Source organism: Pseudomonas sp. JDS08PS003, assembly GCF_045013505.1.
Lineage (GTDB): Bacteria > Pseudomonadota > Gammaproteobacteria > Pseudomonadales > Pseudomonadaceae > Aquipseudomonas > Aquipseudomonas protegens_B.
The window spans coordinates 6,308,120-6,334,373 of the sequence record NZ_CP120724.1; the positions used below are offsets into that span (position 1 = coordinate 6,308,120).

At 62.8% G+C, this 26,254-nt stretch carries 25 protein-coding genes and 1 pseudogene; 13 read left to right on the forward strand and 13 right to left on the reverse strand.

Annotated features, from left to right (window positions below; translation table 11 throughout):
* Window positions 1–3 precede the first annotated feature (3 nt).
* Both P7C00_RS28150 and P7C00_RS28155 read right to left on the reverse strand, forming a co-directional pair.
* The gene (locus P7C00_RS28150; RefSeq protein WP_404937722.1) at window positions 4–1,056 is read right to left on the reverse strand and encodes a Gfo/Idh/MocA family protein; all 1,053 of its coding nucleotides are present in this window, start codon (window positions 1,054–1,056) and stop codon (window positions 4–6) included.
* A gap of 196 nt (window positions 1,057–1,252) precedes the next feature.
* Window positions 1,253–2,029: an IclR family transcriptional regulator gene (locus P7C00_RS28155; RefSeq protein WP_404937723.1), complete on the reverse strand. Its 777-nt coding sequence runs from the start codon at window positions 2,027–2,029 to the stop codon at window positions 1,253–1,255.
* Between the two features lie 306 nt (window positions 2,030–2,335).
* Here P7C00_RS28155 and P7C00_RS28160 point away from each other — a divergent pair, with 306 nt between their 5' ends.
* On the forward strand, window positions 2,336–3,184 hold the full coding sequence (locus P7C00_RS28160; protein ID WP_404937724.1) for an aldo/keto reductase: 849 nt from the start codon (window positions 2,336–2,338) through the stop codon (window positions 3,182–3,184).
* Between the two features lie 56 nt (window positions 3,185–3,240).
* Here P7C00_RS28160 and pcaG read toward each other — a convergent pair whose 3' ends face one another.
* The 3 genes from pcaG to pcaQ form a co-directional block, all read right to left on the reverse strand.
* Window positions 3,241–3,846 (reverse strand): protocatechuate 3,4-dioxygenase subunit alpha, encoded by a 606-nt coding sequence (gene pcaG / locus P7C00_RS28165; protein ID WP_346635941.1) that lies wholly within the window; start codon window positions 3,844–3,846, stop codon window positions 3,241–3,243.
* A gap of 10 nt (window positions 3,847–3,856) precedes the next feature.
* Complete coding sequence (gene pcaH, locus P7C00_RS28170) at window positions 3,857–4,576, reverse strand: protocatechuate 3,4-dioxygenase subunit beta (protein ID WP_404937725.1); 720 nt, start codon at window positions 4,574–4,576, stop codon at window positions 3,857–3,859.
* A 103-nt stretch (window positions 4,577–4,679) separates the two neighbouring features.
* Entirely contained in the window at window positions 4,680–5,609 is a 930-nt protein-coding gene (gene pcaQ, locus P7C00_RS28175; protein ID WP_346635939.1) for a pca operon transcription factor PcaQ, read from the reverse strand.
* A 139-nt stretch (window positions 5,610–5,748) separates the two neighbouring features.
* On the opposite strand from pcaQ, the gene P7C00_RS28180 reads away from it, so the two are divergent.
* Together P7C00_RS28180 and P7C00_RS28185 are read left to right on the forward strand one after the other, a co-directional pair.
* Window positions 5,749–6,642 carry a neutral zinc metallopeptidase gene (locus P7C00_RS28180; protein ID WP_346635938.1) on the forward strand — a complete coding sequence of 298 codons (894 nt, stop codon included), beginning with the start codon at window positions 5,749–5,751 and terminating at the stop codon, window positions 6,640–6,642.
* Window positions 6,643–7,614, forward strand: coding sequence for an alpha/beta hydrolase (locus P7C00_RS28185; protein ID WP_346635937.1), 972 nt, complete (start codon window positions 6,643–6,645; stop codon window positions 7,612–7,614).
* Between the two features lie 24 nt (window positions 7,615–7,638).
* Here P7C00_RS28185 and P7C00_RS28190 read toward each other — a convergent pair whose 3' ends face one another.
* From P7C00_RS28190 to P7C00_RS28200, 3 genes are all read right to left on the reverse strand, one after another.
* The gene (locus P7C00_RS28190; RefSeq protein ID WP_346635936.1) at window positions 7,639–8,232 is read right to left on the reverse strand and encodes an HAD family hydrolase; all 594 of its coding nucleotides are present in this window, start codon (window positions 8,230–8,232) and stop codon (window positions 7,639–7,641) included.
* On the reverse strand, window positions 8,229–9,098 hold the full coding sequence (gene tesB / locus P7C00_RS28195; protein WP_015637141.1) for an acyl-CoA thioesterase II: 870 nt from the start codon (window positions 9,096–9,098) through the stop codon (window positions 8,229–8,231). Before tesB ends, P7C00_RS28190 begins: the two co-directional genes overlap by 4 nt.
* 103 nt (window positions 9,099–9,201) lie before the next feature.
* Window positions 9,202–9,771 (reverse strand): GNAT family N-acetyltransferase, encoded by a 570-nt coding sequence (locus tag P7C00_RS28200; RefSeq protein ID WP_346635935.1) that lies wholly within the window; start codon window positions 9,769–9,771, stop codon window positions 9,202–9,204.
* A 75-nt stretch (window positions 9,772–9,846) separates the two neighbouring features.
* On the opposite strand from P7C00_RS28200, the gene P7C00_RS28205 reads away from it, so the two are divergent.
* The 4 genes and pseudogenes from P7C00_RS28205 to P7C00_RS28220 all read left to right on the forward strand — a co-directional run bounded on the left by P7C00_RS28205 (window position 9,847) and on the right by P7C00_RS28220 (window position 13,799).
* Window positions 9,847–10,767: a histone deacetylase gene (locus tag P7C00_RS28205; protein WP_346635934.1), complete on the forward strand. Its 921-nt coding sequence runs from the start codon at window positions 9,847–9,849 to the stop codon at window positions 10,765–10,767.
* 306 nt (window positions 10,768–11,073) lie between these two features.
* Window positions 11,074–11,330: pseudogene (locus tag P7C00_RS28210) on the forward strand (hypothetical protein); the annotation flags it as partial.
* Window positions 11,331–11,454: 124 nt separating this feature from the next.
* Window positions 11,455–12,468, forward strand: coding sequence for a UDP-glucose 4-epimerase GalE (gene galE, locus P7C00_RS28215; RefSeq protein ID WP_404937726.1), 1,014 nt, complete (start codon window positions 11,455–11,457; stop codon window positions 12,466–12,468).
* Between the two features lie 98 nt (window positions 12,469–12,566).
* Window positions 12,567–13,799, forward strand: coding sequence for a TIGR03862 family flavoprotein (locus P7C00_RS28220; RefSeq protein ID WP_346635932.1), 1,233 nt, complete (start codon window positions 12,567–12,569; stop codon window positions 13,797–13,799).
* A 78-nt stretch (window positions 13,800–13,877) separates the two neighbouring features.
* Here the strand turns inward: P7C00_RS28220 and P7C00_RS28225 are convergent, their stop codons facing one another.
* The gene (locus tag P7C00_RS28225) at window positions 13,878–15,212 is read right to left on the reverse strand and encodes a DEAD/DEAH box helicase (protein WP_346635693.1); all 1,335 of its coding nucleotides are present in this window, start codon (window positions 15,210–15,212) and stop codon (window positions 13,878–13,880) included.
* Window positions 15,213–15,430: 218 nt separating this feature from the next.
* Between P7C00_RS28225 and P7C00_RS28230 the strand changes: the two genes are divergently transcribed.
* The 3 genes from P7C00_RS28230 (at window position 15,431) to P7C00_RS28240 (ending at window position 20,680) form a co-directional block, all read left to right on the forward strand.
* A complete protein-coding gene (locus P7C00_RS28230; protein ID WP_404937727.1) occupies window positions 15,431–15,889 on the forward strand; it encodes a hypothetical protein in 459 nt (152 codons plus the stop codon).
* Window positions 15,890–16,300: 411 nt separating this feature from the next.
* Entirely contained in the window at window positions 16,301–19,447 is a 3,147-nt protein-coding gene (locus P7C00_RS28235) for a discoidin domain-containing protein (protein ID WP_404937728.1), read from the forward strand.
* A 177-nt stretch (window positions 19,448–19,624) separates the two neighbouring features.
* Window positions 19,625–20,680, forward strand: a complete 1,056-nt coding sequence (locus tag P7C00_RS28240) for an alpha/beta hydrolase family protein (RefSeq protein WP_404937729.1) — start codon at window positions 19,625–19,627, stop codon at window positions 20,678–20,680.
* On the opposite strand, the gene yedA is transcribed toward P7C00_RS28240, so the two are convergent.
* Window positions 20,681–21,589: a drug/metabolite exporter YedA gene (yedA, locus tag P7C00_RS28245; RefSeq protein ID WP_404937730.1), complete on the reverse strand. Its 909-nt coding sequence runs from the start codon at window positions 21,587–21,589 to the stop codon at window positions 20,681–20,683.
* Between the two features lie 161 nt (window positions 21,590–21,750).
* On the opposite strand from yedA, the gene P7C00_RS28250 reads away from it, so the two are divergent.
* Window positions 21,751–22,203: an Lrp/AsnC family transcriptional regulator gene (locus tag P7C00_RS28250; protein ID WP_346635688.1), complete on the forward strand. Its 453-nt coding sequence runs from the start codon at window positions 21,751–21,753 to the stop codon at window positions 22,201–22,203.
* A gap of 14 nt (window positions 22,204–22,217) precedes the next feature.
* On the opposite strand, the gene P7C00_RS28255 is transcribed toward P7C00_RS28250, so the two are convergent.
* The 3 genes from P7C00_RS28255 to P7C00_RS28265 form a co-directional block, all read right to left on the reverse strand.
* Window positions 22,218–22,829, reverse strand: coding sequence for a PolC-type DNA polymerase III (locus P7C00_RS28255; RefSeq protein ID WP_110596235.1), 612 nt, complete (start codon window positions 22,827–22,829; stop codon window positions 22,218–22,220).
* Between the two features lie 27 nt (window positions 22,830–22,856).
* The gene (locus tag P7C00_RS28260; RefSeq protein WP_102882313.1) at window positions 22,857–23,336 is read right to left on the reverse strand and encodes an NYN domain-containing protein; all 480 of its coding nucleotides are present in this window, start codon (window positions 23,334–23,336) and stop codon (window positions 22,857–22,859) included.
* Window positions 23,337–23,473: 137 nt separating this feature from the next.
* Window positions 23,474–24,247: a DUF2076 domain-containing protein gene (locus P7C00_RS28265; RefSeq protein WP_404937731.1), complete on the reverse strand. Its 774-nt coding sequence runs from the start codon at window positions 24,245–24,247 to the stop codon at window positions 23,474–23,476.
* Between the two features lie 180 nt (window positions 24,248–24,427).
* Here P7C00_RS28265 and P7C00_RS28270 point away from each other — a divergent pair, with 180 nt between their 5' ends.
* The gene (locus tag P7C00_RS28270; RefSeq protein ID WP_346635686.1) at window positions 24,428–25,090 is read left to right on the forward strand and encodes a YciC family protein; all 663 of its coding nucleotides are present in this window, start codon (window positions 24,428–24,430) and stop codon (window positions 25,088–25,090) included.
* Between the two features lie 87 nt (window positions 25,091–25,177).
* Window positions 25,178–26,254 (forward strand): endonuclease/exonuclease/phosphatase family protein, encoded by a 1,077-nt coding sequence (locus tag P7C00_RS28275; RefSeq protein WP_404937732.1) that lies wholly within the window; start codon window positions 25,178–25,180, stop codon window positions 26,252–26,254.

The following is a 26,254-nucleotide window of genomic DNA, read 5'->3' on the forward strand; positions in this document are numbered from 1 at the left end:
CGTTCACTCAATGGGGGTTGGGGTGCAGGCGCGACCCGTGGCGGCGGCCTGGCGAATCGCTTCGATCAGGGCCAGGGTTCGCGCAGCATCGGCGGCGCTGACCAGGGGCGCGACTTCGCCCCGGGCAACCTTGACGAAATGCTGCAGTTGCAAGCGCAGCGCCTCATCCGGCACGCAGCTTTCCTGCTGCATCAACAAGGGCTGGTGCCAACCGGCGCCCGCCTCGGCGTAGTGCCAGCGCTTGAGCTGGGGAATGCTCAAGGCCCCCTGAGTGCCGGCCAGCAGGTAACAAGGCTGATCGGCCTGGCGCGGATACACCGGGTTCTCCCCGGAATCCAGCTCCCAGCTCCAGGGTGCGGCCACCGCATCGGACCCGGTGAGGCTGCCCAGGGCGCCATTGTCGAATTGCAGCAGCACCGCCGCACAATCCTCATTGGCGTAGCCACGCACGTGGTTGCTGGTGATGGCCTGCACCTGCTGCACTTCTCCGCACAGGTGACGCAGCAGATCGAGGTCGTGAATCAGGTTGGTCAGCAACATGCCGGCGCCGGGCTCTCGGCGCCAGGGCACATCGAAGTAACTCTCGGGCTTGTGCAACTGCCAGAGCGCGGTGACTGTGGTCAGCCGGCCCAGGGCGCCGCTATGTACCAGTTCATGGGCACGGGCGATCAGCGGGTTGTGTCGTCGATGGTGCCCCACCAGCACCGGCACGCCGCTAGTGCGCGACGCCGCCACCAGCTCGCGCACTTCATCCAGATGCACACCCACGGGTTTTTCCAGCAGCACCGGGACACCCGCCGCCAGACAATCCAGGGCAGTACTGACGTGAAGGTTATTGGGGTTGGCGACGATCACGGCATCCGGGCGTACTTCCTTGAGCAAGGTCCGGTGATCGCTGAAATGCGGCACCTGCCATTGCCCGGCGATGACTTGCGCCTGGGGCCCGGGATCGGCCACGGCGCACAGACTGGCCTCGGCCAGAGTCTTGAGATGTTGATAGTGCTGCTGCCCCATATTGCCGACGCCGATCAGGGCAATGCGCAGTGGCGGGTTCAATGGCGAATCCTCTTGTGATTGTTATCAGGACGCTGACATTCAATTATTTAGAACTCAGTTCCAATTTCACACAAGAGCGATAAAAAATACTGTCCGATTACCGAACAGCTTTGTAAGGATTCGCGCAAACCCTGCGCCTTCATGCTCCGTCCGTAGCCGTCAGGGCAAGCAACGGCTACGGGCAGAGCGCGTGGCGTCAGTTGAACAGTTCGGAAGCCTGGCTGGCGGCCGACAGCTCTTGGGCAAATTGCAGCAGCAATGGCGCCAGTTCATGCAGCCGCGCCAGGGGCAGGCGCGCGCTGGGGCCGGCGACGCTGAGCACGCCCACGACCCGGCCATCGATGGGATGGCGCACCACTGCGGCAATCGCCGAGGTGCCTACCGCCGAGCTTTCCTCGACCCAGGCGTAGCCCTGCTCGCGGGCCAGGCGCAGGCGCTCCAGCAACTCGATGTTCGAGTGCGGTGCATTGGGCCCCAGGTCCGCCGGGGCCTCCACACTCTGGCGTTCCACCAGGGACAACGCCTCGGCGTCACTCAGAGTGGCCAACCAGGCATGCCCGGAAGCGGTGTAGAACAGCGGCGCCTCGCGGCCCATGTCCGGGTCGTAACGCAGCCCGGAACGGGCGCCCTGGGACTTGGCGATCCAGGTCTGGCGCTCGCCTTCGATCACCCCCAGGCGTACCAGCTCGCCGGACTCCTGGGCCAGGCGATCGAGTACCGGCTGGACGATGTCCGCGCCGCTGGCCGACAGGTAACGAAAGCCCATGGCCACCAACCGGGTGGACAGCTGGTAGCGCAGGTTGTCCGGGTTCTGCCGTACATAGCCCAGGCGAATCAGCTCAGCCAACAGGCGATGGGTTGCACTTTTGGGGATCTCCAGCTGCTCCGCCAGGCTCTGCAACGGCAGGCCGCGGGGATCACCGGTAAGACGTTCGAGAACGCTGAAGACGCGTTCGATTTGACTGCCAGCCATGGTCGGGTCCCGACAAAATTTGGCCGATTCTAGTGACAACGGGCCGGTTGGGGAACTGCAGGGCGTGGTTCGATTACCGCCCGGAATCGACGAAAGCGGGCTTTGCACCCGGCACAACGCCTTGTGCGCAGGTTAGCCGAGCTCGTATATTTTTTGGAATCACTTTCCATAAACACAATGGCCGCGACGGGCCTCCACACTCGATTCGCCGGGCATTTTCTGAGCCGCTGCGCTGTCCAACCCTCAGCGACCCTCTTCAACCCCCACCGCCGCGGCCGAGTTCTTTTATCCACAGGGAGATTGCCCATGCCTCACTCCGTAGATTGCCCAGTCCTGACCCACAGCGGCCTGCACATGCCCAAGCTTGGCCTCGGCACTTGGCCGATGCTCGATGACGAATGCACCCGCGCCGTGGAACAGGCCCTGGACCTGGGTTACCGGCACATCGATACCGCCCAGGCCTACAACAACGAAGACGCCGTGGGCCAGGCCCTGATCAACACTGAGGTGCCCCGGGAGCAGATCCACGTCACCACCAAGGTCTGGTGGGATCAACTGCGCCCCGACGCCATGCGCCACTCCCTGGAGCGCAGCCTCAAAGCCCTGCGTTGCGACTATGTGGACCTGTTTCATATCCACTGGCCCACCAGCGACTGGGAACTGGAACGCAGCATCGAAACCCTGGTGTCGTTCAAGGAACAGGGACTGGTGAAGCACATTGGCGTGGCCAATTTCCCCCTGGCGCTGCTGCGTCGGGTGATCGAAGGGCTGGGCGCACCGCTGTCGGCGATCCAGGTGGAATACCACGTGCTGCTGGGGCAAAGCGGCCTGCTGGACTATGCCCGCAGTCGCGACATGGTGCTGACCGCCTATACGCCGCTGGCACGCAACAAGGTGTCCGAGGTGGCCGAGATCCGGCAGATCGCCGCCAAGCACGGCGTGCTACCGACCCAGGTGGCGCTCAAGTGGTTGCTGGATCAGGACAATGTCGCGGCCATTCCCAAAGCCAGCAGTCGGGCCAACCAATTGGCCAACCTGGAGTCCCTCAGGTTGCAACTGGACGACGAAGACCGGGCGCTGATCGCCGGCCTGCCCAAGGATCAGCGTCAGGTCAGCCCGGACTTCGCCCCGGTCTGGGATCATTTCGATCATTGACCCAGCGCGGCCATGCGTGACCCACAACGGATGCCATGCATGGCCTCAGGCTTTTTTCAGAAGTCGAAGAACACCGTCTCGCCTTCACCCTGGATGCGAATGTCGAAGCGATAGGCGCGCTGGCCATTCACCTCGCAAGGATGGGCCAGCAGGGTTTCCCGACGTTGCGGCTGCTCAATCAGGTTCAACACCGGACACTGGGCGTTGGCCTCCGGCTCGTCGGCGAAGTACAGCCGGGTATGCAGGTGGATATTGATCCCCCGGGCAAACAGCGACAGGTTGATGTGCGGCGCCATGGGCACGCCGGCGGCGTTGTTCACCACCCCGGGCTTGACGGTATTGAGGGTCCACTCCCCGGCATCGAAGGTGGTGGCGGTGCGGCCAAAGCAGTTGAAGGGTTTTTCCGTATCGAACACCGGGTCGTAGACCCCGGCAGAATCGGCCTGCCAGAACTCCAGGAAGGAATCGCGCACCAGGTGGCCATTGCCATCGTAGACGTGGCCGATCAACAGGATCTGCTCGCCCGGTGCATCGGGCTTGGCCATCTGGTTCCAGATCTCCTCGGGACGGGTGGGGTTTCCCGCCGCCGCCAGGGCCAGGCCGATATGCACATAGGGGCCGGCCGTTTGCGAGGGGGTTTCAGGCAGCAATTGAACAGGCATGGCAGGCTCCTCAGCAGTTCTCGAAGTGGGTCTTGCGCTGGCCGCGCAGCACGATGTCGAAGCGGTAGGCCAGGCAATCCATGGGATTGGCACTGCCCATGTCCAAGCGCGCGATCAGGCTCTGCACCGCCTCCGGGTTGGCAATGGACTTGACGATCGGGCACAGCGGAATCAACGGATCGCCTTCAAAGTACAGCTGGGTGATCAGCCGAGTGGCAATCGACGGGCCGCTGATGGAGAAGTGGATATGCGCCGGGCGCCAGTCGTTGGGACCGTTGCGCCATGGGTAAGGCCCCGGCTTGATGGTGCGGAAGCTGTAGTAGCCGTCACGGTCGGTGAGGGCTCGGCCGACGCCGCCGAAGTTCGGGTCCAGGGGCGCCAGGTAGCGGTCGTTCTTGTGCCGGTAGCGACCACCGGCGTTGGCCTGCCACATCTCCACCAGGGTGTGGGGGATCGGCTTGCCGTATTGATCGCAGACTCGCCCGGAAACGATGATCCGCTCACCTACCGGCAAGCCTCCGTGGTTGAAGTTGAGCAAAAGGTCGTTATCGAAACGCCCGGTGCGCAGGTGGGAAAAGTCCGGGCCGCTGGTTTCACTGGCCGATTGTGGAATGCTCACCAGTGCCTGGCGCGGCGAGCGGGCGACGGAGGTCTTGTAGTCGGGGGTCAGGGCCTTGGGGTGCCAATTACGGTCGCGAATCACGAAGCGACTGCTGTCTGCATCAGACATGTCGATCTCCTGTTGTTTGATTTATGGAGCGCAGCCGACGCAGTTTCAAACAAATCAGGAGGGTGGAAAATTGAAAAGCCACCACTCAACCATAACCAAATAGTTATGGATAACTGCCCTCGCGATAGGCCAGCCCCACTTCTCTGAGCACCTCCACCGCCCACTGCGCCGCCAGAGACAGCGGCAGGCTGGCATTACTGGAGATCCCTACCGAACCGCCCGGCTCGCGCAGGCCCAGGTCCAGCTCCTGCAACTCGCCATTGGCCAGATCCAGGCGCACCGCATCCAGCGGCGCGATCCACAGTGCATCGCTGGACAGGGTGTAACGCCGGCTCAGGGCCACCGACAGGGTTTCCAGGCGTTGTTGCGACTGGGCGATACCACACTGAATGAACAGGCTGTCGGCATGCTTGCGGATACTGGTACCGCCCAGAGGCAGTACCAGCGGATAGGCGCTGACCGCGTCGCGGTCCAGGGGCCCGGTCGCCAGTGGATGCTCGGGACGGGCCACCAGGGTCATGGATTCGCTGTACAGGTGCTCGAAGCTCAGGCCCTGGATCTCTGGGCTCTCGGTCATGCGCCCCACCACCAGGTCCAGATCGCCGACCCGCAACTGCGAGAGCAGGTAGGCGCTGGGCCCGGTCACCACGCTGACCGTCAATGCCGAATGCCGCTGGTGCAGGCGCCGCATCACCTCCGGCAACAGCAGGCTTTCCACGGTGGACAACACGCCGATACGTACCAGCCCGGCAGCGTATTCGCCGCCGCGCAAACTGCTGACGCCTTCGCGCAGGGCCTGCACCGAAGGCCCGGCATAACGCAGGAAGGCTCGCCCGGCTTCGGTCAGGCTGAGCCCGGCCTTGCTCCTGACAAACAGCCGGGTTTCCAGCAGTTCCTCCAGTTCCTTGAGGGTTTTCGACATTGCCGGCTGGCTCACCGACAGTACGTCGGCGGCCCGAGCCAGGCTGCCTTGGCGGGCCATTTCAAGAAAACACACCAAGTGACGGAATTTGATGCGGGTATCGATGTTCAATAGGGAGCCCCGAATGCGCCTGGAGCGGAGAGATCCGCAGTCGGGCCATGGTAGCGTGCGCAAAAATCCCTGACGACCGGACTGGCGCCGGTTCGAGCCAGCAGCAACACTGACCAGCAGAAAAAACGAGGACTCCCCCATGCTTTGGAAAAAAGGCCGGCGTAGCGACAACGTCGTGGATGCGCGAGATGACAGCAGTGGCGGCGGCGGTGGCGGCCTGCGTTTTGGCGGTGGCAAGGGGCTGAGCCTGACGGCGATCATCCTGATCGTCGGTATCGGCTGGGCCACCGGCCAGGACCCGTTGCAGATCCTCGGCCAGCTGGTGGGCCAGAGCGGCCAGACGTCGGCCCCGGCCACCACCCAGGCGCGCAAGAATCCACCGGCCAATGACGAGCAGGCGGAGTTCGTCCGCGCCATCCTTGGCGACACCGAAGACACCTGGGGCCAGATCTTCCAGCAGGCCGGCCGCCAGTATCAGGCGCCCAAGCTGATTCTGTTCCGTGGCCGGGTCAACTCCGCCTGCGGCGCCGCCACCTCTGCCAGCGGCCCTTTCTATTGCCCTGCCGATCAGCAGGTGTACTTGGACATGGACTTCTTCCGCGAGATGGCCCAGCGCTTTTCCGCTGCCGGCGACTTCGCCCAGGCCTACGTGATTGCCCACGAAGTCGGGCACCACGTCCAGACCCTGCTGGGGGTCTCGGCGAAAATGCAGGCCGCACGTCAGCAAGGCCGGCAAATGGAAGGTGATGGCGGTCTTCTGGTGCGCCAGGAACTGCAGGCCGACTGTCTGGCCGGAGTCTGGGCCTACCATGCGCAGAAGCGCCTGAACTGGCTGGAGCCCGGTGATGTGGAAGAAGCACTGAACGCCGCCAATGCCATTGGTGATGACCGTCTGCAGCAACAGGGCCAGGGCCGGGTCGTACCGGACTCCTTCACCCACGGCACTTCGGCGCAACGGGTGCGCTGGTTCAAGACCGGCTTCAACCAGGGCCAGGTTGGCCAGTGCGACACCTTCGCCGCCAAGAGCCTGTAGATGGGCCGACTGCTGGCGACTTTGCTGTGCCTGGGCTGCCTGTGCGCCCAGGCCGCGGAACACGGGGTCAAGGTCATCAGCCCTGAACGCCTGCCCCTGGAGGGCGGGCAACTGGCCCTGGGTCTGAGTCTGGATTGGCGTCAGCCACTGCCCGGCGTACAGCGCGCGCTGATCATCGTTCACGGTCGGCTGCGCAACGCCCAGACTTACCTGAAGAGCGGCGAAAGTGCGGCAGGACAGGCCGGGCAAAGCGCCGTAACCCTGGTGATCGCCCCCCAGTTTCTCAACCAGAGCGATATCGCCCGCCATCAGCTACCGGACGCGCTACTGCGTTGGAAAGGTAATGACTGGATGGCCGGCGAGCCCGCTACCGGTCCCGTTGCCATCAGCTCCTATGCGGTGCTGGATGCCATCCTCCAGCGTCTGCAGGACCGCCAGTTCTTTCCTGCACTCAAGGAAGTAGTGATTGCCGGCCACTCCGGCGGCGCCCAGGTGGTGCAGCGCTATGCCCTGACCACCGGCAACCATCCGGAGCTGGAAAAAGCCGGGATCGCCCTGCGCTACGTGATCGCCAATCCGTCGTCCTACGCCTATTTCGATGCAACGCGCCCGGTGGCTTTCGAGCCGGCCAGTTGCCCAGGTTTCAATGACTGGAAATACGGCCTGCAGCACCTGCCGGCCTATGCGCTCGGCAAATCTGCGGCGCAGCTGGAACAGGGCTATGTGCAGCGCCACATCACCTACCTGCTGGGCCAGCAGGACATAGACCCCAACCACCCGGCCCTGGACAAGAGCTGCGCGGCCGAGACCCAGGGTGCCCACCGGCTGATTCGCGGGCACAACTACTTCGACTACCTGATGCGGCGTCATCCACAAGGCTTGCCACAACGGCTGGTGGAAGTGCCCGGGGTCGGGCATGACGGCGACCGGATGTTCACCTCGCCCGCGGGGCAGGCGGCGCTGTTCCAGTAGGAGCCGGCTTGCCGGTGAAGGCCCTCAGGCCGACAGCAGCTCGCGCAACTGTGCGCAATCGCGCGCATGCCAGTCGGTCAGCTCCGGCCAGGGGTTGTCCGGCAGGTTCACCAGCACCGTGCGCGTCCCCGCTGCCCGCCCACAGTCCAGGTCGAAGCGGTAATCACCGACCATGACCATGCGCTGCGGCGCCACATCCCAGGCCTCGGCCAGTTTCAGCAAACCACCGGGATGGGGTTTGGGCGGGGCCTCGTCGCGCCCCAGCACATCCGCCTCGGCAAAGCAGTCCGCCAAGCCGATGGCCTCCAGGGTCACGTGAGCCAGCTCCCGGGCATTGCGCGTGAGGATGCCCAGGCGATAACCGCGCCCGGCCAATTCCCGCACCAGTTCCACCGCACCCGGCGCCGGGCGCGAACCCAGGGCCAGGTCGCGCTCGTGCTCCAGCAGCCAGGCGTGCTTGGCCGCGGATTCAGCCGCCGGCAAGGCCGCCAGGTGAGTAAGGATGTCGTCCTCCGGAGGAATCGACAGCGCCTGGCGGATCGCCGCGAAATCATGCACGGCGATGGTCAGGGTGCCGTCCATGTCGAACACCCAATGTTCTATGTCTGAAAGACTCATGCCCAATCCTTGCGATGACGGATCAACCCTTCCTGAGTCACCGAGGCTACCAGTTGACCGGCACGGTTGAACACGCTGCCCCGGGAGAAACCACGGGAGTTACCGGCCCAGGGGCTGTCCATGGCGTACAGCAGCCAGTCGTCGGCCCGCAGGTCGGCATGGAACCACAGGGCGTGATCGAGGCTGGCCACCTGCATGTCCTTCTGCCATACCGACTTGCCGTGGGGCAGCATCGAGGTGGTCAGCAGGCCGAAGTCCGAGGCGTAGGCCAGCAGGTACTTGTGCAGCGCCGGGCTGTCCGCCAGGGCGCCGTCGGCGCGAAACCAGACGTACTTCACCGGGTCCATGGGCTGCGGGTTGTAGGGGTCCTTCTCGGTTACCGGGCGCACTTCGATGGGCTTGGGGCACAGCAGTTTCTCGCGCATATGCTCGGGAATCAGGTGCGCACGCTGGGTGGTGATTTCCAGTTCCGACGGCAGGTTCTCCGGACCGACCACCTGGGGCATGCTGTTCTGGTGCTCGAAGCCTTCTTCGTCGTACTGGAAGGAAGCACTGCAGGTGAAGATCGGGTTGCCCTTCTGAATCGCCGTCACCCGACGGGTGCTGAAACTGCCGCCATCACGCACCCGATCCACCTGGTAGACCACTGGCAAGGCGGCGTCCCCCGGACGCAGGAAATAACCGTGCATGGAGTGCACGTGGCGCGCCTCCTCGACTGTCTGGCTGGCTGCGGACAACGACTGGCCAAGCACCTGGCCGCCAAACAGTTGGCGAAAACCGAGGTCCTGGCTGCGACCGCGAAACAGGTTTTCTTCAATGGCTTCCAGGGTCAACAGATCGACCAGATCATCCAGCACATGACTCATTCAGACTCTCCTCACACAGGGCAACACCGCGCAATCTCGGCTGCGGCGGTGATATCAATTGGGGCCAGGTATCTCATCGGCACATTCTAAACGTGCGCGCCTGCTATCCATGCAAGGTTTCCAGCCATTGTTCGCGGGTAATGCGGTACAGCACATGCTCGCGCAGCGGGTGATCGCCGGCGAGGTTCGGATGTTCGAAGTCGTCCTCGACAGCGTGATGCATGCCAATGGCTTGCATGACCTTCTGCGACGGCAGATTGGCCCGGGTGGTAAAGGCCACTACCTCGTCCAGGGCCAGGCGGTCGAAGCCGCAACGCAAGGCAGTCCAGGCCGCCTCGCTGGCATAACCCAGGCCCCAGTGCTCGCGAGCCAGGCGCCAGGCGATTTCCACTGCCGGGGTGAACGACGCCTCGAAACCGACGACGCCCAGGCCGGTAAAACCGATGAACGCACCAGTGTCCTTACGCTCCAGGGCCCAGACCCCGAAGCCGTGCTCGGCAAAATGCCCGCGTATCCGCCCGATCAGCGCGGCACTTTCCAGACGACTCAAGGGCGCGGGAAAGTAGCGCATCACCTGTGGATCGGCACACATTGCCGCAAATGCCGGCAAATCGTCGTCGCGCCATTGGCGCAGCAACAGGCGCGCGCTCTCGAGTTGCAATATCGGCTCCATCGGTGCCCTCCGTTTTCATGGGTGCAAGTCTACATCGCTGGTAGGATCCTTCACGGGTTCCTCTAAGAAAATGCCATGTCATTGCCACTGATCTATCACGACGATTACAGCCCCGAGTTCCCGGCGGAGCACCGCTTCCCCATGGACAAGTTCCGCCTGCTGCGCGATCACCTGGTGGACAGTGGCCTGACCCGGGACGCCGACCTGCTGCGCCCACAACTGTGCCCCGCGGAGGTCCTGGCCCTGGCCCACGATCCTGGCTATATCGAACGCTACATGAGTGGCGAGTTGTCCCGGGAAGACCAGCGGCGCCTCGGGCTGCCCTGGAGCGAAGCCCTGGCCCGGCGCACGGTACGCGCCGTCGGCGGCTCCTTGCTGGCCGCCGAACAGGCACTGAAGCATGGCCTGGCGTGCCATCTGGCGGGCGGCACCCACCACGCCCACTACGACTATCCGGCGGGGTTCTGCATCTTCAACGACCTGGCGGTGATCAGCCATTACCTGCTGGAAAGCGGGCGCGTGGGACGGGTATTGATCTTCGACTGTGATGTGCATCAGGGCGATGGCACCGCACGGATCCTGCAACATACTTGCGATGCGGTGACCGTCTCGTTGCACTGTGAAAAGAACTTCCCCGCACGCAAGGCCCAGAGCGACTGGGACATCCCGCTGCCCATGGGCATGGGCGACGCCGACTACCTCAACGTGGTGGACGATACCCTCAACTACCTGCTGCCCCTGTATCAGCCTGATCTGGTGCTCTACGACGCCGGGGTCGACGTGCACCAGGACGATGCCCTGGGCTACCTCAAGCTCACCGATGCCGGCCTGGCCGAGCGTGACGAGCGGGTCATGCGCCATTGCCTGGGCCGGGATATCCCCGTGGTCGGCGTGATCGGCGGTGGCTACAGCAAGGATCGTCAGGCCCTGGCCCGTCGCCACGGCATCCTCCACCACAGCGCACAACGAGTCTGGGAGTCGTCAGGCTGCTACTGAGCCCTTGCGCCCTTACCCACATCCGCTGTGGAGCCGCTTGTGGATAACCTGGGAGAAAGCCTCTACAGCCCTTGCTCCACGCGGCCTCAAGGCTATCGTCTGTTTTTTGATCAATGTCACCAGACGGTCATGTTGTTGTGGATCGCTTACCCCCAATACCTGTGGAGCTGCCTGTGGATAACCTGAGTGAAAGGCGCTAGATCCCTTGCGCTGCAAGGCTTGCAGAGCGGTGTCTGTTTTTTGATCAGGGTGGCGACACACCTCCCTGGCGTTTTTCGACGCCCACACTCGTTGCCAGATAACGACTTGCTCGACAAGCCAGGTGGAGCCGCAAACCTTTTCTGCCCTTTGAAGCTGCGCGTCGCGTCCTTGCGCAAGTCACTCAACTGCGCACCGGTAAACGTCGATGGAGCTGCCGAAGCATGATGCGGTCGCACGATTATGTGCGTCATGGCACCGCCACGCTGTTGATGGCCCTGAACTAACTTCAGGGGCATTCGACCAGGAGTATTGGATATAAACATCGGCATCAGCAGTGACTGGAGTTTCTCAAGAAGATCAATTGAGAAACACCCAGGCAACTCCAACCGCATTTGATCGCCGATAACTATTTTTAAAAATCCACCATCAGATCCAGATAATATTGCGGCCGGACTGTCAGCACTCACTTGAAACAGGCTCATTACTATGCGGTTCTTAATCACTGGCGGTGCAGGGTATATCGGTTCACACACATTGCTGGAATTGCTTCAGGCAGGCCACGAGGCGGTGGTTCTGGATAACCTGTGCAATAGTTCCATGCGCTCACTAGAGCGCGTGCAACAAATAACCGGCAGCACCCCTGTATTTGTGCAAGGTGATGTTTGCGACCGCGCCGTCCTTGACCGTATTTTTACCCAGTACGAGATTGATGTGGTATTGCACTTCGCTGGCCTGAAAGCCGTCGGAGAGAGCGTAAAACAACCCTTGTCCTACTATCAGAACAACGTGAGTGGCAGCATCACCTTGTGCCAGGCCATGGCCACCGCAGGCGTCTACCGTCTGGTGTTCAGCTCCTCCGCCACAGTGTACGGCGACCCGGTGCAGATGCCGATTGTCGAGAGCTGCCCACTGGGAACACCTACCAACCCCTATGGCACCTCCAAGTTAATGGTAGAGAAGATGCTGCAGGATATGGCAACTGCCGATCCACGCTGGTCAGTTGCCCTGCTGCGCTACTTCAATCCGGTGGGTGCACATCAGAGTGGACTGCTGGGCGAAGACCCCAACGGCCTGCCGGAAAATCTATTGCCCTACATAAGCCGTGTCGCAGTGGGAAAACTCGAAAAACTTTCCATCTATGGCAACGACTATCCGACCCCCGATGGCACCGGCGTTCGCGACTACATTCATGTAGTTGATCTTGCCAAAGGGCACGTAGCGGCCGTGGACTACATTTGCCAGCACAGCGGTATAAATGCCTGGAACCTCGGAACGGGGGTGGGTTACTCGGTACTGGAGATGATCCGGGCATTCGAGGACGCCTCTGGCTGCAGCATTCCCCACACTCTCTCCCCACGTCGCCAGGGCGACATTGCGCAATGCTGGTCAGACCCGTCCAAGGCACTTCACGATCTGGGCTGGAAGGCAGAACTCGGGTTGAAGGAGATGATGGAGGATACCTGGCGTTGGCAGTCGAATAACCCAGATGGGTACCGGTAGTTTTAAATGAAGACTGCACTGGCCGGCAACTCATCCAATAGGTGCTGTTCCCGAGCCTTGCTTACAATAACCACCCCTCCCATTTTCTAGGTTTTTTGATGTCCCCCTCCCCTACTTCCCACGTCGCGATTATCGGTGGCGGTCCCGCCGGCCTGATGGCCGCCGAGGTACTGAGCCAGGCCGGAGTTCGGGTCGACCTGTACGACGGCATGCCATCGGTGGGCCGAAAATTCCTCCTGGCCGGGGTGGGTGGCATGAACATCACCCACTCCGAAGCCTATCCGGCCTTTCTCTCCCGCTACGCCGAACGGGCGCCACACGTCGCCCCGCTGCTGCGGGAGTTCGGCGCCGAAGCACTGTGCCAGTGGATTCATGGCCTAGGCATCGAAACCTTTGTCGGCAGCTCGGGACGGGTGTTCCCCACCGACATGAAAGCCGCGCCGCTGCTGCGCGCCTGGCTCAAGCGCCTGCGCGACGCCGGGGTGGTTATCCACACCCGGCACCGCTGGCTGGGCTGGAATGCTGACGGCAGCCTGCGCATCCAGCACCCCGAAGGCGAAAGCGCGGTAAAGGCGGATGCCGTCCTCCTGGCATTGGGCGGTGGCAGTTGGTCGCGACTGGGTTCCGATGGTGCGTGGCTACCCCTGCTGGAGCAGCGTGGTGTGCAGGTTGCGCCGTTGCAACCAAGCAATTGCGGTTTTGAGGTCAGTGCCTGGAGCGAGTTGCTGCGCGGCAAATTCGCCGGCGCCCCGTTGAAGAACGTCGCCATCGGCCTCAATGACGACCGCCCACGCCTGGGGGAATGCGTGATCACCGCCAGCGGCATCGAGGGCAGCCTGATCTATGCGCTGTCGGCATCGATTCGCGAAGCGATCAATCAAGGCGGCCGGGCAACCCTTCATATCGATCTGCTACCGGGCAAGCCCCTGGACAAGATCCAGACTGCCCTGACCAAGCCTCGCGGTTCGCGCTCCATGGCCAAGCACTTGCAGAGCCAACTGGGGATCGAAGGCGTGAAAGCGGCGTTGCTACGGGAGCTGACACCCGCCGAGGCGTTCAATGAGCCAGCGCTCCTGGCGGCAGCAATCAAGGCACTGCCCTTGACGCTGGTGAAGACCCGCCCATTGGACGAGGCCATCAGTAGCGCCGGCGGCGTAGTCTTCGAAGCGCTGGATGAGCGGCTGATGCTGGAGCCATTGCCTGGAGTGTTCTGCGCCGGGGAGATGCTCGACTGGGAGGCGCCCACCGGTGGTTACCTGCTGACCGCCTGCTTTGCCAGCGGCCGTCGGGCCGGGCTGGGAATGCTGGAGTGGCTGCAGCACAGGCCGTAAACAGCTTCGCCGGCAAGCCGGCTCCTACGGGGGGTTGCAGGAGCCGGCTTGCCGGCGAAGAGATCAGCGCAATTCAGATCAAGGCTTGCGCTTGCGCGGCCCAGTGTTGAACGCCGGGACCTTGCGTACAGGTTTCACCGCCGGCGCTTCGGCCACTTCACCACTGTCTACCCACTTGCCCAGGTTGCGCTTGCCGCCACCGCCAGAAGTTTTCGGTTTCTTGGGCTTCTTCGGCTTCTTCACCACCTGACCACTGGCGTCGGTTTCCGGCACCCGGTGCTCGGGCTCGAAATCCTGTTCTTCATGACGTTTCAAGGTCTGGCGAGTCAGCATCTCGATCGCCGACAGCAGGTTGACCTCGTCGGCACACACCAGGGAAATCGCCTCACCGGTAGAACCGGCACGCCCGGTGCGACCAATGCGGTGGATATAGTCCTCGGCCACGATCGGCAGGTCGAAGTTGACCACCAGCGGCAGATCTTCGATGTCCAGGCCTCGGGCCGCTACATCGGTAGCCACCAGGATCTGGATCTCGCTGGCCTTGAAACGGTCCAGGGCGCGTTGGCGCGTGGCCTGGGGTTTGTCGCCATGGATACCGTCGGCATTCACGCCCTGGCCCTGGAGTTTTTCCACCAGGGCGTCCACACCGTTGCGGGTCTTGGCAAACACCAGCACCTGCTTCCAGCGGTTCTTGCGCAGCAGGTGACTGAACAACTCCGGCTTGCGCTTCTTGTCCACCGGCACCACCCACTGTTTGACCGTATTGGCGGCCACGTTGCGCGGGCTGACTTCGATGCTCAGCGGGTCGTTGAGCATTTGCCCGGCCAACTCACGGATGGCGTCGGAGAAAGTGGCGGAGAACAGCAGGGTCTGGCGCTTCTTCGGCAGCGCGGCATAGATGCTCTTGAGCTCTTCGGAGAAGCCCAGGTCAAGCATACGGTCGGCCTCATCCAGCACCAGGGTCTGCAACTGGCTGAACTTCACCGCGTTCTGGCGGAACAGGTCCAGCAGACGCCCCGGGGTGGCCACCAGCAAGTCCACGCCTTTGCGCAGCTTCATCATCTGCGGGTTGATGCTGACCCCGCCGTACACCGCATAGGTGCGCAGCGGCAGGTGCTCGGCGTACTGGCGCACGCTTTCGTGGACCTGCTCGGCCAGCTCCCGGGTCGGCACCAGGATCAGCGCGCGCACCGAGTTGCTGTCCACCTTCGGCCCTTCCATGGTCAGCAACTGCAGCAGCGGCAAGGCGAAACCGGCGGTCTTGCCCGTGCCGGTCTGAGCAGCGGCCATCAGGTCACGACCGGCCAACACCGCCGGAATGGCTTGCGCCTGCACCGGGGTCGGGGTCTGGTAGCCGAGGGTTTCAAGGGCGCGCAGCAAGGGTTCGATCAGGCCAAGAGTGGCGAATGTCATGGGGGTACCGTAGGAAAAAGTCAGCACAGAGAGGCAATGGGCGGCAGTTTACCCTAATTCCGGGACATGCTCCTGAGCCGTCCCAGGCCTGCGCAGCACGCCCCGGTGAGTGTATCCTCGCCGCACTGATTGCCACGGGTTGCCAGACAGAACGACGGGACAGCCCACCTGGCACCTACCTGTTCCCTTTGTTTTACCCCTCAGGAGCCCCACCTCGCATGGATAACCAAAACCCTTTCCAAGCCCCCACTGCCGAACTTCTCGCCAACAAGCCAGCCGATCAGAACCTGAGCCTCTACAGCATCGCCGCCATTGGTCTGAGCACCTTTATCGGCACCTCGGTGGCGGGCGCCTATTTCATCAGCCAGAACCTCAAGGCACTGGGGCGCGAAAGTGAAGTGAACAAAGTCTGGGCCATGGGCATCGGCCTCTTCATCGCCATGAGCCTGGCAGGCTTTTTCCTTCCGGAGAGCATTCCCGCCGTGGTCTTCATTCTGCCGCCGATCTACGGGATGAATGCCTACGCACGCCAACTCTTTGGTCCGCAGGTGGTGGAACACAAGGCCAGCAACGGGCGCTTTGTTTCGCTATGGCGAGTGGCAGGAATCAGCCTGCTGTTTTGCCTGGCCATGGCAGCAGTGGTCTTCACACTGGTGCTGCTGATCGGGTTCGAGTGAGCCTTTGATACTGAAACCATAACGCCGGGCATTGCCCGGCGTTGTTTATTGCGACCGCGCTGCTCCCTGGGCCGTTGTGGCCGACTCGCCGGTCCTTCTCCTCTGCCCCCCAACAGCCCCCACCATTGGGCCAACAACCATTGCGCAACGGGCCTTGCCCCAGGGCCGGCAAACTCCCTAGGACCGGTACTAAAAGCCTCCCTCTCGATATACGGCGACGGTTCCCCTGCCTATGATGCCGACCGCCGGCACAACTCCTTATCCACATCATCAGCGCGGACGCTTTAGCGGTCCTGTTCGCCAGGTTTTGCGCCGCGCTGTGACTTTCCAGGAATGGTTATGTCGAGCTTCAGATTAAACGCCCTGTCCCGTGCCACCCGTCTTTGGGTCGCCAGTCTCGGGACTGCCGTAATGTTGCCACTGAGTGGCTTGGCCCTTGCTGCACAAGCACCTGCCACACCTGCACAGCCGCTTGGCGAGCAAGTCATCAGCGGTCACTTCATCAATCTCCAGGCGCTGACCGCCAATCCGATGCAGCGCAGTGCTGTCGAAGCCGGGACCGACCTGCTGTTGCAGGAAACCGGGATGCGCATCCGCAGCCTGATCCCGCAGCAGAACGAGACGTTCAAGGACCTCAAGGTCATGACCGGTCAGTTGGAAGGCCGCGCCCGTTCGCTGAGCGCACCCGGGGAGATGACCCTGGTTGCCCGTGACGACGGCAGCTTTATCGCCCTGCTGCCCGACGTTGGCGCGATCATTCGCGGCAACGCCAATGGTGAACAGTCGATGATCCGTCTTGAGGCCAATCCGGCGCAGACACGGAACAGCATCGACTACGTGGAAAGCGATGTCGTCGAGTCCTCCCAGGTGCTGGAAACACTCAGTGGCCAGCGCAGCCTGCAACTCAACCGCAACGCCCAGGGCGAAACCGTCATCGACGTGCTGGCCGGTTTCTCCCAGGTAGCGGCCGACTACATCGGCGACCACGAAGCCTATGCCGTGGGCCAGATCGCCGCCGTCAACCGCGCCCTGAAACAGTCCCTGGTCCAGGGCGTGCGCCTGCGCCTGGTGGGCACCCAGGTGATCCCCGGTGACTATCCGATTACCGCCTCTGCCAGCACCGGTACCCTGGGCAAGGTGAGCACCCTGTTCGCCGAAGGCATGAAGCAATACAGCCCTGACATGGTGGCGGCATTCGTCAAAGGCACCCCCGGCGAGGACACCGCCGCGGGCTGGGGTTATGTCGGTGGCCGCTACACCCTCAACTACATTGGCTCGGCCGCAGTCTTCCGTCATGAAATCGGTCACAACGCCGGCGGCCACCACTGCTCCGATGGTTCCAGCTACAAGTTCGGTCATAACAACGGCTCGGTCGGCAGCATCATGTGTGGCAACAACATCGGCTACTTCTCCAACCCCGACGTGAAAGACATCCGCGGAGTACCGATAGGGGATGCACGCACCGCCAACATGGCTCGGGTGTGGCGTGAAAACGCGGCAAGAATGTCCGCTTTCGCCCCCGCCGTGGTGCCCCTGGCCGAGGAGCAAGCAAGCCGGGTCCTCGAAGAGCGGATCAACCTGGACAAGAATCAATGGCGCTACCTCCCCATTGACGTGGCCCCCGGTACAGAGCGCCTGGTGTTCATGATCACCAGCGGTGAGCGTACCGAACACCCCGCGGCCACCCAGTTGCTGATCAAGCGCGGCGCCCAACCAAGCCTCAGCGATTACGACTATCGCTCCCTGGAAAGTGCCGGGCCATCGCTGGGGGTGAACAACCCGCAAGCCGGCCGTTGGTACCTGGCCGTGCGTGGCAACAAGAGCAAGGCCGTCTCCGATCTGGTGCTCGATGGATTCAGCTACGCCAACCGGAATGAAAGCGTCCAGGCTCGCTACCTGAAGCTGGTGGCCACCTCCGCAGTGGACGGCAAGGACGGCGCCAGCGTGGCCGAATTGCTGCTGGCCGATGCCAAGGGCCAATCACTGCCACGCAGCAGTTGGCGTGTCCTGTCCACCAGCAGTGCCGTGGCCGGCTCCGGGGCTCACGCCATCGACGGCAACCCCAAGTCCTACTGGAACTCCGCCGCCGGTGCGCGTTACCCCCATGAGATCGTCATTGACCTGGGCGCGGACAGCCGCTTCTCGCAACTGCATTACCTGCCCCGCCAGGATGGCGGCCAGGCCGGTAACATCAAGGGCTACCAGGTGTATGGCAGCAACAGTCCAAGCGGCGTCTGGAGCTTGCTCGCCGATGGCGAGTTCAGTGCCGACAACCAAGTCAAGGCAGCGTCCCTGAAGTCTTTGGATCCGGGTAAAGCCCCAGTGCCGGTGATCAGCGGCAAGGCCGAAGCCAATGCCGGAGACACGATCGTGCTGGATGCTTCAGAGTCCAGCGATCCGCAAGGCAATGCCTTGAGTTTCGCCTGGCAAGCCTCGCCCAAGCTGGATTTCAGCTTCGAAGGTGCTCGTATCAGCTTTACCGCTCCAGAACTGCAGGAGGACACCCGTTACTACTTCACCCTGACCTTGAGCAACGGCAAACAGAGCAGCACCCGGACCCACGAAGTGCTGATCAAGGGCAAGGCCGTCACCACCAGTTGCAAGCCGGAGTGGAAAGTCGGCAACACCTACGTCACCAATGATGTAGTGCAGTGGAAAGGTCGTCAGTACCAGGCTCGTTGGTGGACATCGGGCAGCGAGCCGGGCAATCCGTCCTTCACAGGGCCTGATGGCGCTGGCAAAGTCTGGCGTGACCTCGGCCCCTGCCAGAGCGGTGGCGAGAAACCGACCGAACCGCCAGTGGAGGAGATCAAGCCGCCGGTCGCCATCATCGGCGGTGCCTCTGAGGCCAAGCCGGGTGAGATGGTTTACCTCAATGCCACGGCGTCCAGTGACCCGGCCGGCCTCAAGCTGAGCTACAGCTGGAAAATCAGCCCCAGCGTCGGTTTCGACGCAGCAGGCACGCTGATGAAGTTCGTCGCCCCCAAAGCCGATCAGGACGTCATCTACAACGTCAGCCTGACAGTGAACAACGGCAAGCACAGTGCAACCCGTGAGCATCAGGTCAAGGTCTTGGCCGAGACTCCGGCAGTGGTCAAGCCGCCGGTGGCCCACATCGCCGGTACCGCCCAGGCCAAAGCCGGCGAGTCGGTCACCCTCGACGCCGCAGGCTCCAGTGATCCGGCCGGCCTCGCCCTGAACTACAAGTGGAGCGTGACGCCCAGCGTGGCCTTCCAGGCCTCAGGGTCGAAACTGACCTTTGTCGCCCCCAAAAGCGATAAGGACGTCAGCTACCGTTTCACCCTGGACCTGGGCAACGGCAGCCATACCGTCAGCCGCGACCACAGCGTGACAGTGCAGGCGGACAAGGTTGAAACCCCAACCGGCTGCCAGGGCGCCTGGAGTCCCAAAGGCACCTACTGGGCCAATGACAAGGTCAGTCACAAGGGGCGTTTCTATATCGCCCGCTGGTGGACCAGCGGCAATGAACCTAGCGCCGCCACTGTCGGCGGAGAAGGCAGCGGCAAGGTCTGGCGTGACGCCGGCACCTGCAACTGAGGCAACAAGGTTGACCGGTAGCGCTGCGATCCGGTCGACTTTACCCGGCATTCTCAGGTAAAAGAGTCGGCGGCGGCCATCAGTCGTCGCCAACTCTCTGCCGCTGATCGCCGCTTGCTCCCCCATTGCGCGCCCCCCCACTGGCAGAACACCGATGCTTTGCCTATGGAGACGTTGATGCGCAACCTTGTCCTGTCCGCATGGATGCTAGCGGGCCTTGCACTTTCCCTGCCCCAGGCGCAGGCCACCGAACTCATCGGTTTTCGTGAAGTGACGCTGGCGGACGCAAGCCAGCAGCGCCCCCTGCATGTCGCCCTCTGGTACCCCACCGCCAACACCGCCCCGCTGCTGACATCTGCTGACAACCCGGTCTTCCAGGGCCTAACGAGCATCAAGGATGCCGCTCCTACCGGCTCCGCACATCCGTTGGTGGTGCTATCCCATGGCTATCGCGGCAATTGGCGCAATCTGAGTTGGCTGGTATCCAGCCTGGTCGACCAGGGCTATATAGTCGCGGCCCCCGATCATCCGGGCACCACCTCTTTCGACCAGCGCCCCGCAGAAGCCGCCAAACTCTGGGAACGCCCGCACGACTTGAGCCGGGTCATCGACCGGCTCACCAGCGACAACACCTTGGCCGGCACCGTCGACCCGCAACGCATTGCCGCCATCGGCCATTCCCTGGGCGGCTGGACAGTCACCGCGCTGGCCGGCTCCCGCTATAGCGCGCAACGCTACCTTGAAGAATGTCGGCTGCATCCCAACCCGCGCCTGTGCGGGCTGGCACCGGAACTGGGAATTACCCCGCAGAATCAAGGCCCCCTGGGCGCCGATCTGCGCGACCCGCGAGTCAAGGCGGTCGTTTCCCTGGACCCGGGGCTGGTCCGCGGGTTTACCCCCGAAAGCCTGTCAGCGGTGCAAACGCCGACCCTGATCCTGGGGGCCGGGGTCGATATTGCTGGAATGCCGGTGGCGCTGGAATCGGGCTATCTGCAGGCCAACCGGGCGCCAGCCACTTCAAGCCTGCTGGTGATCGACGATGCCAGCCACTTCAGCTTCATGCAGATCTGCAAGCCAGGCGCCACGGCTCTGCTCAAGGAGCACGCCCCCGAGGATGAAATTATCTGCCGGGACGGCAACGGCCGCAGCCGCGAAGCGATTCACCAGCAAGTGACCCAGGTCATCGGCGGTTTTCTCGACCGGAGCCTTGCCGGCCAGTCGCTTGAACAGTGATCAGGCCGTCTCTTCCTGGACCACGGCCTTGGGCTTGCGCCATTGCGGCAAGCCGATCAGCACCACGGCGCTGATGATCACCAGCATGGCCATGGCTTCCTCGATGCCGATGGTTTCACCCACGAAGACAATGCCCAGCAGCACCGCTACCGCCGGGTTGACATAGGCGTAGCTGGTGGCCGCTGCCGGGCGTACGTGCTTGAGCAGGTACATGTAGGCGTTGAAGGCGATGATCGAACCGAAACCAGCCAGGTAGGCCAGGGCCAGCCAGCCTTCCAGCGGCGGCATGGCGTCCAGATGCTCGCCGCTCAAGACACTGCCGATCATCAACACCACGCCACCGACGAGCATTTCTGCAGCGCTGGCCATGGCCCCCTGAGGCAGCGGGAGGTGCCTGCTCAACACCGAACCGAAGGCCCAGGCCGCTGCGGCGAACAGCAGCAAGGCGGCGCCCAGCGGACTCGATTGCAGGTTGGAACCGAGGTTGAGCATGCCGATACCGATCATCCCGAGGATGATCCCGGCCCACTCCAGACGCGTGTTGCGTGCGCCCCAGAAATAGCCGCAGAGCAAGGTGAACAAAGGCACCGTGGCCACCGCCAGCGCCGCCACTCCGGAGGTCACCCCGGAATGTTCGGCCAGCGTTACCGCACCGTTGCCGCAGCTCAGCAGCAACACGCCGATAATCCCCGCGGCCTTCCACTGCGCCCAGGTCGGTGCCGGGACGCCGCGCCAGCGCAGGAAGGCATACATCAGGCTGCCGGCGATGATGAAACGCACACCGCCGAGCATCAGCGGTGGCCAGTATTCGACGCCGATACGGATCACCAGATAGGTCGAACCCCAGATCACGTACAGAGCAAAAAAGGCGGCGATCAACGGCAACGGAAAACGGCTTTGGCCAGGCATGGGAGGCAGCTCGGAGACAGGCAGGGGGAGCACTATTCTAAAAAGCCGCCGCAGGGAATTTAAGTTACAAAACCTGTTTATAACGGCAGTACACTTTCCAAAACATGGAGTTCAGGGCTATATGCCGTGCTTTCGAAAGTCGTACCTAACAGAGGCCTTCCATGGACAAATATGATCGTATGCTCCTAGCCAGCTTGCTGGAAAACGGCCGAGCGAGTTATGCCGATCTGGCGCGCAAGGTCAACCTATCGGCGCCGGCGGTGGCCGAGCGCGTGGCCAAGCTCGAAGCCAGCGGGGTGATTACCGGCTATCAGGCCAAGGTCGACATGGCCAAGGTGGGGCTACCGATCCAGTGCGTGATCGAGTTGCGTCTGGCCCAGCACGGCAACCAGAAGAACTATGACGAACTGATCAAGATCCCCCAGCTCACCGAGTGTCATCGGGTGACGGGGGACCCTTGCGTGATCATGCAAGCTGCCGTGGGCTCGATGCCGGAGCTGGAGGAACTGATCAACCGCGTGGCCCAGTTCGGTTTCAGCAAGACCTCCATCGTGCTTTCCAGCGCCATCGAACGGCGTGTCCCCCTGGGGCAACTGGAAAACAATGGCAAGTGAGCCGGACCGGCCCCTCAGAAACCGCGCTGGCGCTTGAGGTGCTCGGGAATCTTGGCGGCTGGGACCTTCTGCAACTTGCAGAGGAAGTCGTGGGACAGTTCACGCAAGCCATGCTTGTGGCGTAGCTCGCCGGCCAGGTGCGCCACCAGGTTGGCGGCCATTTCCGCATCGGCCATGGCTCGGTGAGCCTGGCCGGTGTGGGGCAAGCCGGCAAACGAGGTCAGGGTGCCCAGCTTGTGGTTCGGAGCCGCGGGCATCAGGCGCCGGGCCAGCAGCAAGGAACAGGCAAAATTCTGCAGACGGGTACGCTTGATCCGCCCCAGCTCAAAATCCCAGAACTTCTGGTCGAACGCCGCGTTGTGCGCCAGCAACGGCGTGGTGCCGACGAACTCGTTGACCTCGTTCATCACCTGCTCCGCCGGCGGGGCGCTGCGCAGCATGGCATTGCTGATGCCCGTCAGTTGTTCGATAAAGCCCGGCACCCGCACGCCAGCGTTCATCAGGCTCTGGTAACGCTCGACGATGCGCCCCTGTTCTAGGATCACCACGGCGATTTCCGTGGCCCGGCAACTGCTGCTCGGGGAGATCCCGGTGGTTTCAAAGTCGATGACGGCAATACGTTCCAAACCTGTGCAGCTCCGTATAAAAATTGATCAGCTTTTCAGCAGCAAGGCGCCTTCGATCGGCACATAGCGCGTGGCCGCGCGAATCAGCGAATTGGCAGTCAGGCCCGGCACGCCATAGGCCACCGCGCTGACCCCGTGCTTGTGGATGATGCGCTCGAGCAGCAGGTCGAAGTCGCCGTCGCCGGAGGCCAGCACCACTTCGTCGACCTGGGCGGCGGCATCCATGATGTCGATGGTGATGCCCACGTCCCAGTCGCCCTTGGCCGAGCCGTCGCTGCGCTGAATGTAGGGTTTGAGTTTTACCGTGAAGCCCAGGTTGCGCAGGATCTGCTGAAACTGCTGCTGCTTGCTGTCACCGCGATCGATGGCATAGGCATAGGCTTCGACGATCTGCCCCTCCTTACTGATATCCGCCCACAGCGCCGCGTAGTTGAAGTGACAACCATAGGCTTGGCGGACGGTGTAATAGAGGTTCTGGACGTCGGCGAACACAGCGATTTTCTTCACCGCTAATCCTCATGGCGCAGCAGCGCAAGGGCTGGAACGGGGCTCAAGACCCGAAAAGTCGCCCAGTATGCCAGTCACAAGGAATGTTCCGCGAATAATCGGTCCTGGGCAGGCGCCTGCCCCGGACCGACGGAGCGTCAGACGAAGGAATCGTCGTCGGAGAAGAACGAGCTGTCGTCGTTGTCGTAGTCGGCGTTGCTGAAGCCGCCCTGGTCGTTGTTGCCCCAGGAGTCGTTGTTGGCCATCCGCTGATCGTCATTGCCCCAGCCGCTGTTGTCGCTCGCCGGCGCCGGTTCTTCCTTGATGACTTCGACGACTTCCTGAGGCTGCTGGTTGCTGTGGAACAGGCTGCTGATGCCCTGGGCCAGCATCACCCCGCCCGCCACGCCGGCTGCGGTTTTCAAGGCCCCACCGAGGAAGCTGCTGCCGGCCGCCGCCGGTGCCGGTTGCGGCGCATAGCTCTGCTGCGGGGCGCCGAAATTCTGCTGCGGGGGCGCGCCGAAGGACGAGCGGGATGGCTCACGCCAGCCACCGCCCGAGGACGGCGCCACACTCGGGGCCTGCGCGGGAGCCGGTTGCGGCTCGCGGCCCCCCCCGAAGATGCTCGACAGGAAGCCGCCACTCGCCGCCGGAGCTGGAGCCGCAGCGGCGGCCTGGGAACGGGCCTGTTGCAGTTCGGCCTGCAACTGCTGCACTTGCTGGCTCAGTTGTTTGTTCTGCTCGTCGAGGCTCTTGAGGGCAGCCTCCTGCACCAGGATCGCCTGGGTCATGAAATACCCGGCCGCAGGCTGGCGGATCAGATGTTCCTTGATCCGCGCTTCGGCCTGGGCGTCACGTGGAGCTGAGTCCGTCTCGGCTTGTTGCAACCGTGAAAACAGTCCATCGATCAGGGTTTGCTCTTCGCTGTTCATGGCGACCTCTTTAGATTGCCGGTAAAAATCTGGTCCGTGCCCCCATAGGGCCGCGGTACGCACCAGTTATGGGGCTGGGGCGACGAGTTTCAATGGTCTTTACTCAAGGTTTACGTTTGCTCCCGGGGGGCCTGCTTCGGTTAAAGTGTTCAACCGCTTCGTCAACTGCGATCCCCATCGATGAATCCGTTAGATGTTCTCCGCGACTCCCTGTATTTCTTCCAGCGCAACCTCGGCCGGATCGCACAGCTGTGCCTGCCCCTGGTGATTCTCGAAGCGCTGCTGCAACAGGGCGTCAGCAGCGCCCTGGGCGAGAATGCCTTTCCTGGCTCCAGCGTGGTGGTGGGACTGTTGCTGTATCCGTTGTATACCGGCGCACTGATCCTGTTTCTCGACGCCCGCACCCGGGGGGAATCGCCCCGCAACCGTGATCTTTGGGCCATGGCCCTGAGCCTGTGGCCGCGCTTCGCCCTGCTGACCGCGGTCAGCACGCTGTTGATTCTGCTGGGGCTGTCGCTGTATTTCCTGCCTGGGCTGTGGCTGATGGTGGTGCTGGCATTCGCCGAATACCTGCTGGTGCTCAAAGGCCAGGCGCCCCTGGCGGCCATCAAGGAAAGCCTGCGCCTGAGCCGCGGACACTTCCTGCGCATCCTGTTGTGCATCCTGGCGGTCATGGCACCTTTGTGGCTGCTCAAGGGGGCGAGCGAAGCCGCGTATCCCGAACCGCACAACCCGATCCTGTCCCTGGCCATCGACAGCGCCTACAGCTTCCTGCAGCTGTTCACCAGCGTGGTGCTGTTCCGCCTGTTCATGCTGATCAGCGAGCAGCCGGACAAACGCTGATTCACCTTGCGGCCGCTCTACCCCTTGGGTGACGGCCGCGCACTCGGTTATGCTCCGGCCCATCCTGCAACGCCATAAGCCGAGCCGATGACCCGTCTACTGCGCATCACCCTGTTGAGCCTGCTACTGATCGGCCTGGTGCTGACCGGCCTGATCTACAGCCTGACCTGGCGCCCACAGCCCAAGGAAACCCTGACGGTCAGTTGCAGTGCCCAGGCCACGCCGCTGGTGCCGGGCCAGGCACTCAAGGTCATGACCTGGAACCTGCAGTACCTGGCGGGCAAGCGTTACGTGTTCTGGAACGACCAGGCCCGGGGCGAAGACGAACGTCCGACCCTGGAAGACATGGCCTTCAGCCTCGACGAAGTGGCCCGAGTCATCCGCGACGAACAGCCGGATCTGGTGCTGCTGCAGGAAGTGGACAATGGCGCCAAGGCCAGCGCCTACCAGGATCAACTCAAACTGCTGCAGGAGCGGGTCGCCGATCTCTACCCCTGCAGCACCCAGGCTTACGACTGGAAGGCGGATTTCGTGCCCTCCCTGCACATCTTCGGCAGCGTCGGCCGGCAACTGGTGACCCTCAGCCGCTACCGCATCGATCACGCCGAACGCTTGCAACTGCCGGTTGCCCCGCGCCCGCTCATCAGCCGGCAGTTCCAGCCCAAGGACGCTCTGCTGCTGAGCTACCTGCCCCTGAGCGATGGCGGCCAGTTGGTGGTGCTGAACACCCATCTGGAACGTGCGCAGCGCGCCGATGACACTCAGCAGAAGCAGATGGTGGCCATTGCCAAGGTGCTGGACAAACTGGAGAGCCGCGGCACCCCGTGGCTGATTGGCGGCGATTTCAACCTGCTGCCCCTGGGCCAGTACCAACGCCTGAGCGAAGAACAGCGCGCGCCCTACAACGCTGACAGCCCACTGCACCTGCTGTGGGACAAGTACCCGATGATCCCCAGCAACACACAGGCCAGTGGCGTCGATCGTGCTCGCTGGCTGACCCACTACCCCAACGACCCGAGCCTCGACGGCCCGGATCGCACGGTGGACTACCTGTTCTACAGCCCACGGCTGAAACGGGTTGAATCCCGAGTACGTCAAGACGACACCCAACGCATCTCCGACCACCTGCCGGTGCTTGCACGCTTCCTGTTGCCGGCGTTGTAA

Excerpts from the sequence above, each read along its gene's own strand:
- galE (WP_404937726.1), top strand. The coding sequence starts at position 11,455 with ATGCGGTTCTTAATCACTGGCGGTGCAGGGTATATCGGTTCACACACA.
- P7C00_RS28265 (WP_404937731.1), bottom strand. The coding sequence starts at position 24,247 with ATGAACAGCGAAGAGCAAACCCTGATCGATGGACTGTTTTCACGGTTG.
- P7C00_RS28270 (WP_346635686.1), top strand. The coding sequence starts at position 24,428 with ATGAATCCGTTAGATGTTCTCCGCGACTCCCTGTATTTCTTCCAGCGC.
- P7C00_RS28230 (WP_404937727.1), top strand. The coding sequence starts at position 15,431 with ATGGATAACCAAAACCCTTTCCAAGCCCCCACTGCCGAACTTCTCGCC.
- P7C00_RS28155 (WP_404937723.1), bottom strand. The coding sequence starts at position 2,029 with ATGGCTGGCAGTCAAATCGAACGCGTCTTCAGCGTTCTCGAACGTCTT.
- P7C00_RS28200 (WP_346635935.1), bottom strand. The coding sequence starts at position 9,771 with ATGGAGCCGATATTGCAACTCGAGAGCGCGCGCCTGTTGCTGCGCCAA.
- P7C00_RS28225 (WP_346635693.1), bottom strand. The coding sequence starts at position 15,212 with ATGACATTCGCCACTCTTGGCCTGATCGAACCCTTGCTGCGCGCCCTT.
- P7C00_RS28180 (WP_346635938.1), top strand. The coding sequence starts at position 5,749 with ATGCTTTGGAAAAAAGGCCGGCGTAGCGACAACGTCGTGGATGCGCGA.
- pcaH (WP_404937725.1), bottom strand. The coding sequence starts at position 4,576 with ATGTCTGATGCAGACAGCAGTCGCTTCGTGATTCGCGACCGTAATTGG.
- P7C00_RS28205 (WP_346635934.1), top strand. The coding sequence starts at position 9,847 with ATGTCATTGCCACTGATCTATCACGACGATTACAGCCCCGAGTTCCCG.
- yedA (WP_404937730.1), bottom strand. The coding sequence starts at position 21,589 with ATGCCTGGCCAAAGCCGTTTTCCGTTGCCGTTGATCGCCGCCTTTTTT.
- P7C00_RS28235 (WP_404937728.1), top strand. The coding sequence starts at position 16,301 with ATGTTGCCACTGAGTGGCTTGGCCCTTGCTGCACAAGCACCTGCCACA.
- P7C00_RS28275 (WP_404937732.1), top strand. The coding sequence starts at position 25,178 with ATGACCCGTCTACTGCGCATCACCCTGTTGAGCCTGCTACTGATCGGC.
- P7C00_RS28160 (WP_404937724.1), top strand. The coding sequence starts at position 2,336 with ATGCCTCACTCCGTAGATTGCCCAGTCCTGACCCACAGCGGCCTGCAC.
- tesB (WP_015637141.1), bottom strand. The coding sequence starts at position 9,098 with ATGAGTCATGTGCTGGATGATCTGGTCGATCTGTTGACCCTGGAAGCC.
- P7C00_RS28185 (WP_346635937.1), top strand. The coding sequence starts at position 6,643 with ATGGGCCGACTGCTGGCGACTTTGCTGTGCCTGGGCTGCCTGTGCGCC.
- P7C00_RS28250 (WP_346635688.1), top strand. The coding sequence starts at position 21,751 with ATGGACAAATATGATCGTATGCTCCTAGCCAGCTTGCTGGAAAACGGC.
- P7C00_RS28240 (WP_404937729.1), top strand. The coding sequence starts at position 19,625 with ATGCGCAACCTTGTCCTGTCCGCATGGATGCTAGCGGGCCTTGCACTT.
- P7C00_RS28220 (WP_346635932.1), top strand. The coding sequence starts at position 12,567 with ATGTCCCCCTCCCCTACTTCCCACGTCGCGATTATCGGTGGCGGTCCC.
- pcaG (WP_346635941.1), bottom strand. The coding sequence starts at position 3,846 with ATGCCTGTTCAATTGCTGCCTGAAACCCCCTCGCAAACGGCCGGCCCC.
- P7C00_RS28190 (WP_346635936.1), bottom strand. The coding sequence starts at position 8,232 with ATGAGTCTTTCAGACATAGAACATTGGGTGTTCGACATGGACGGCACC.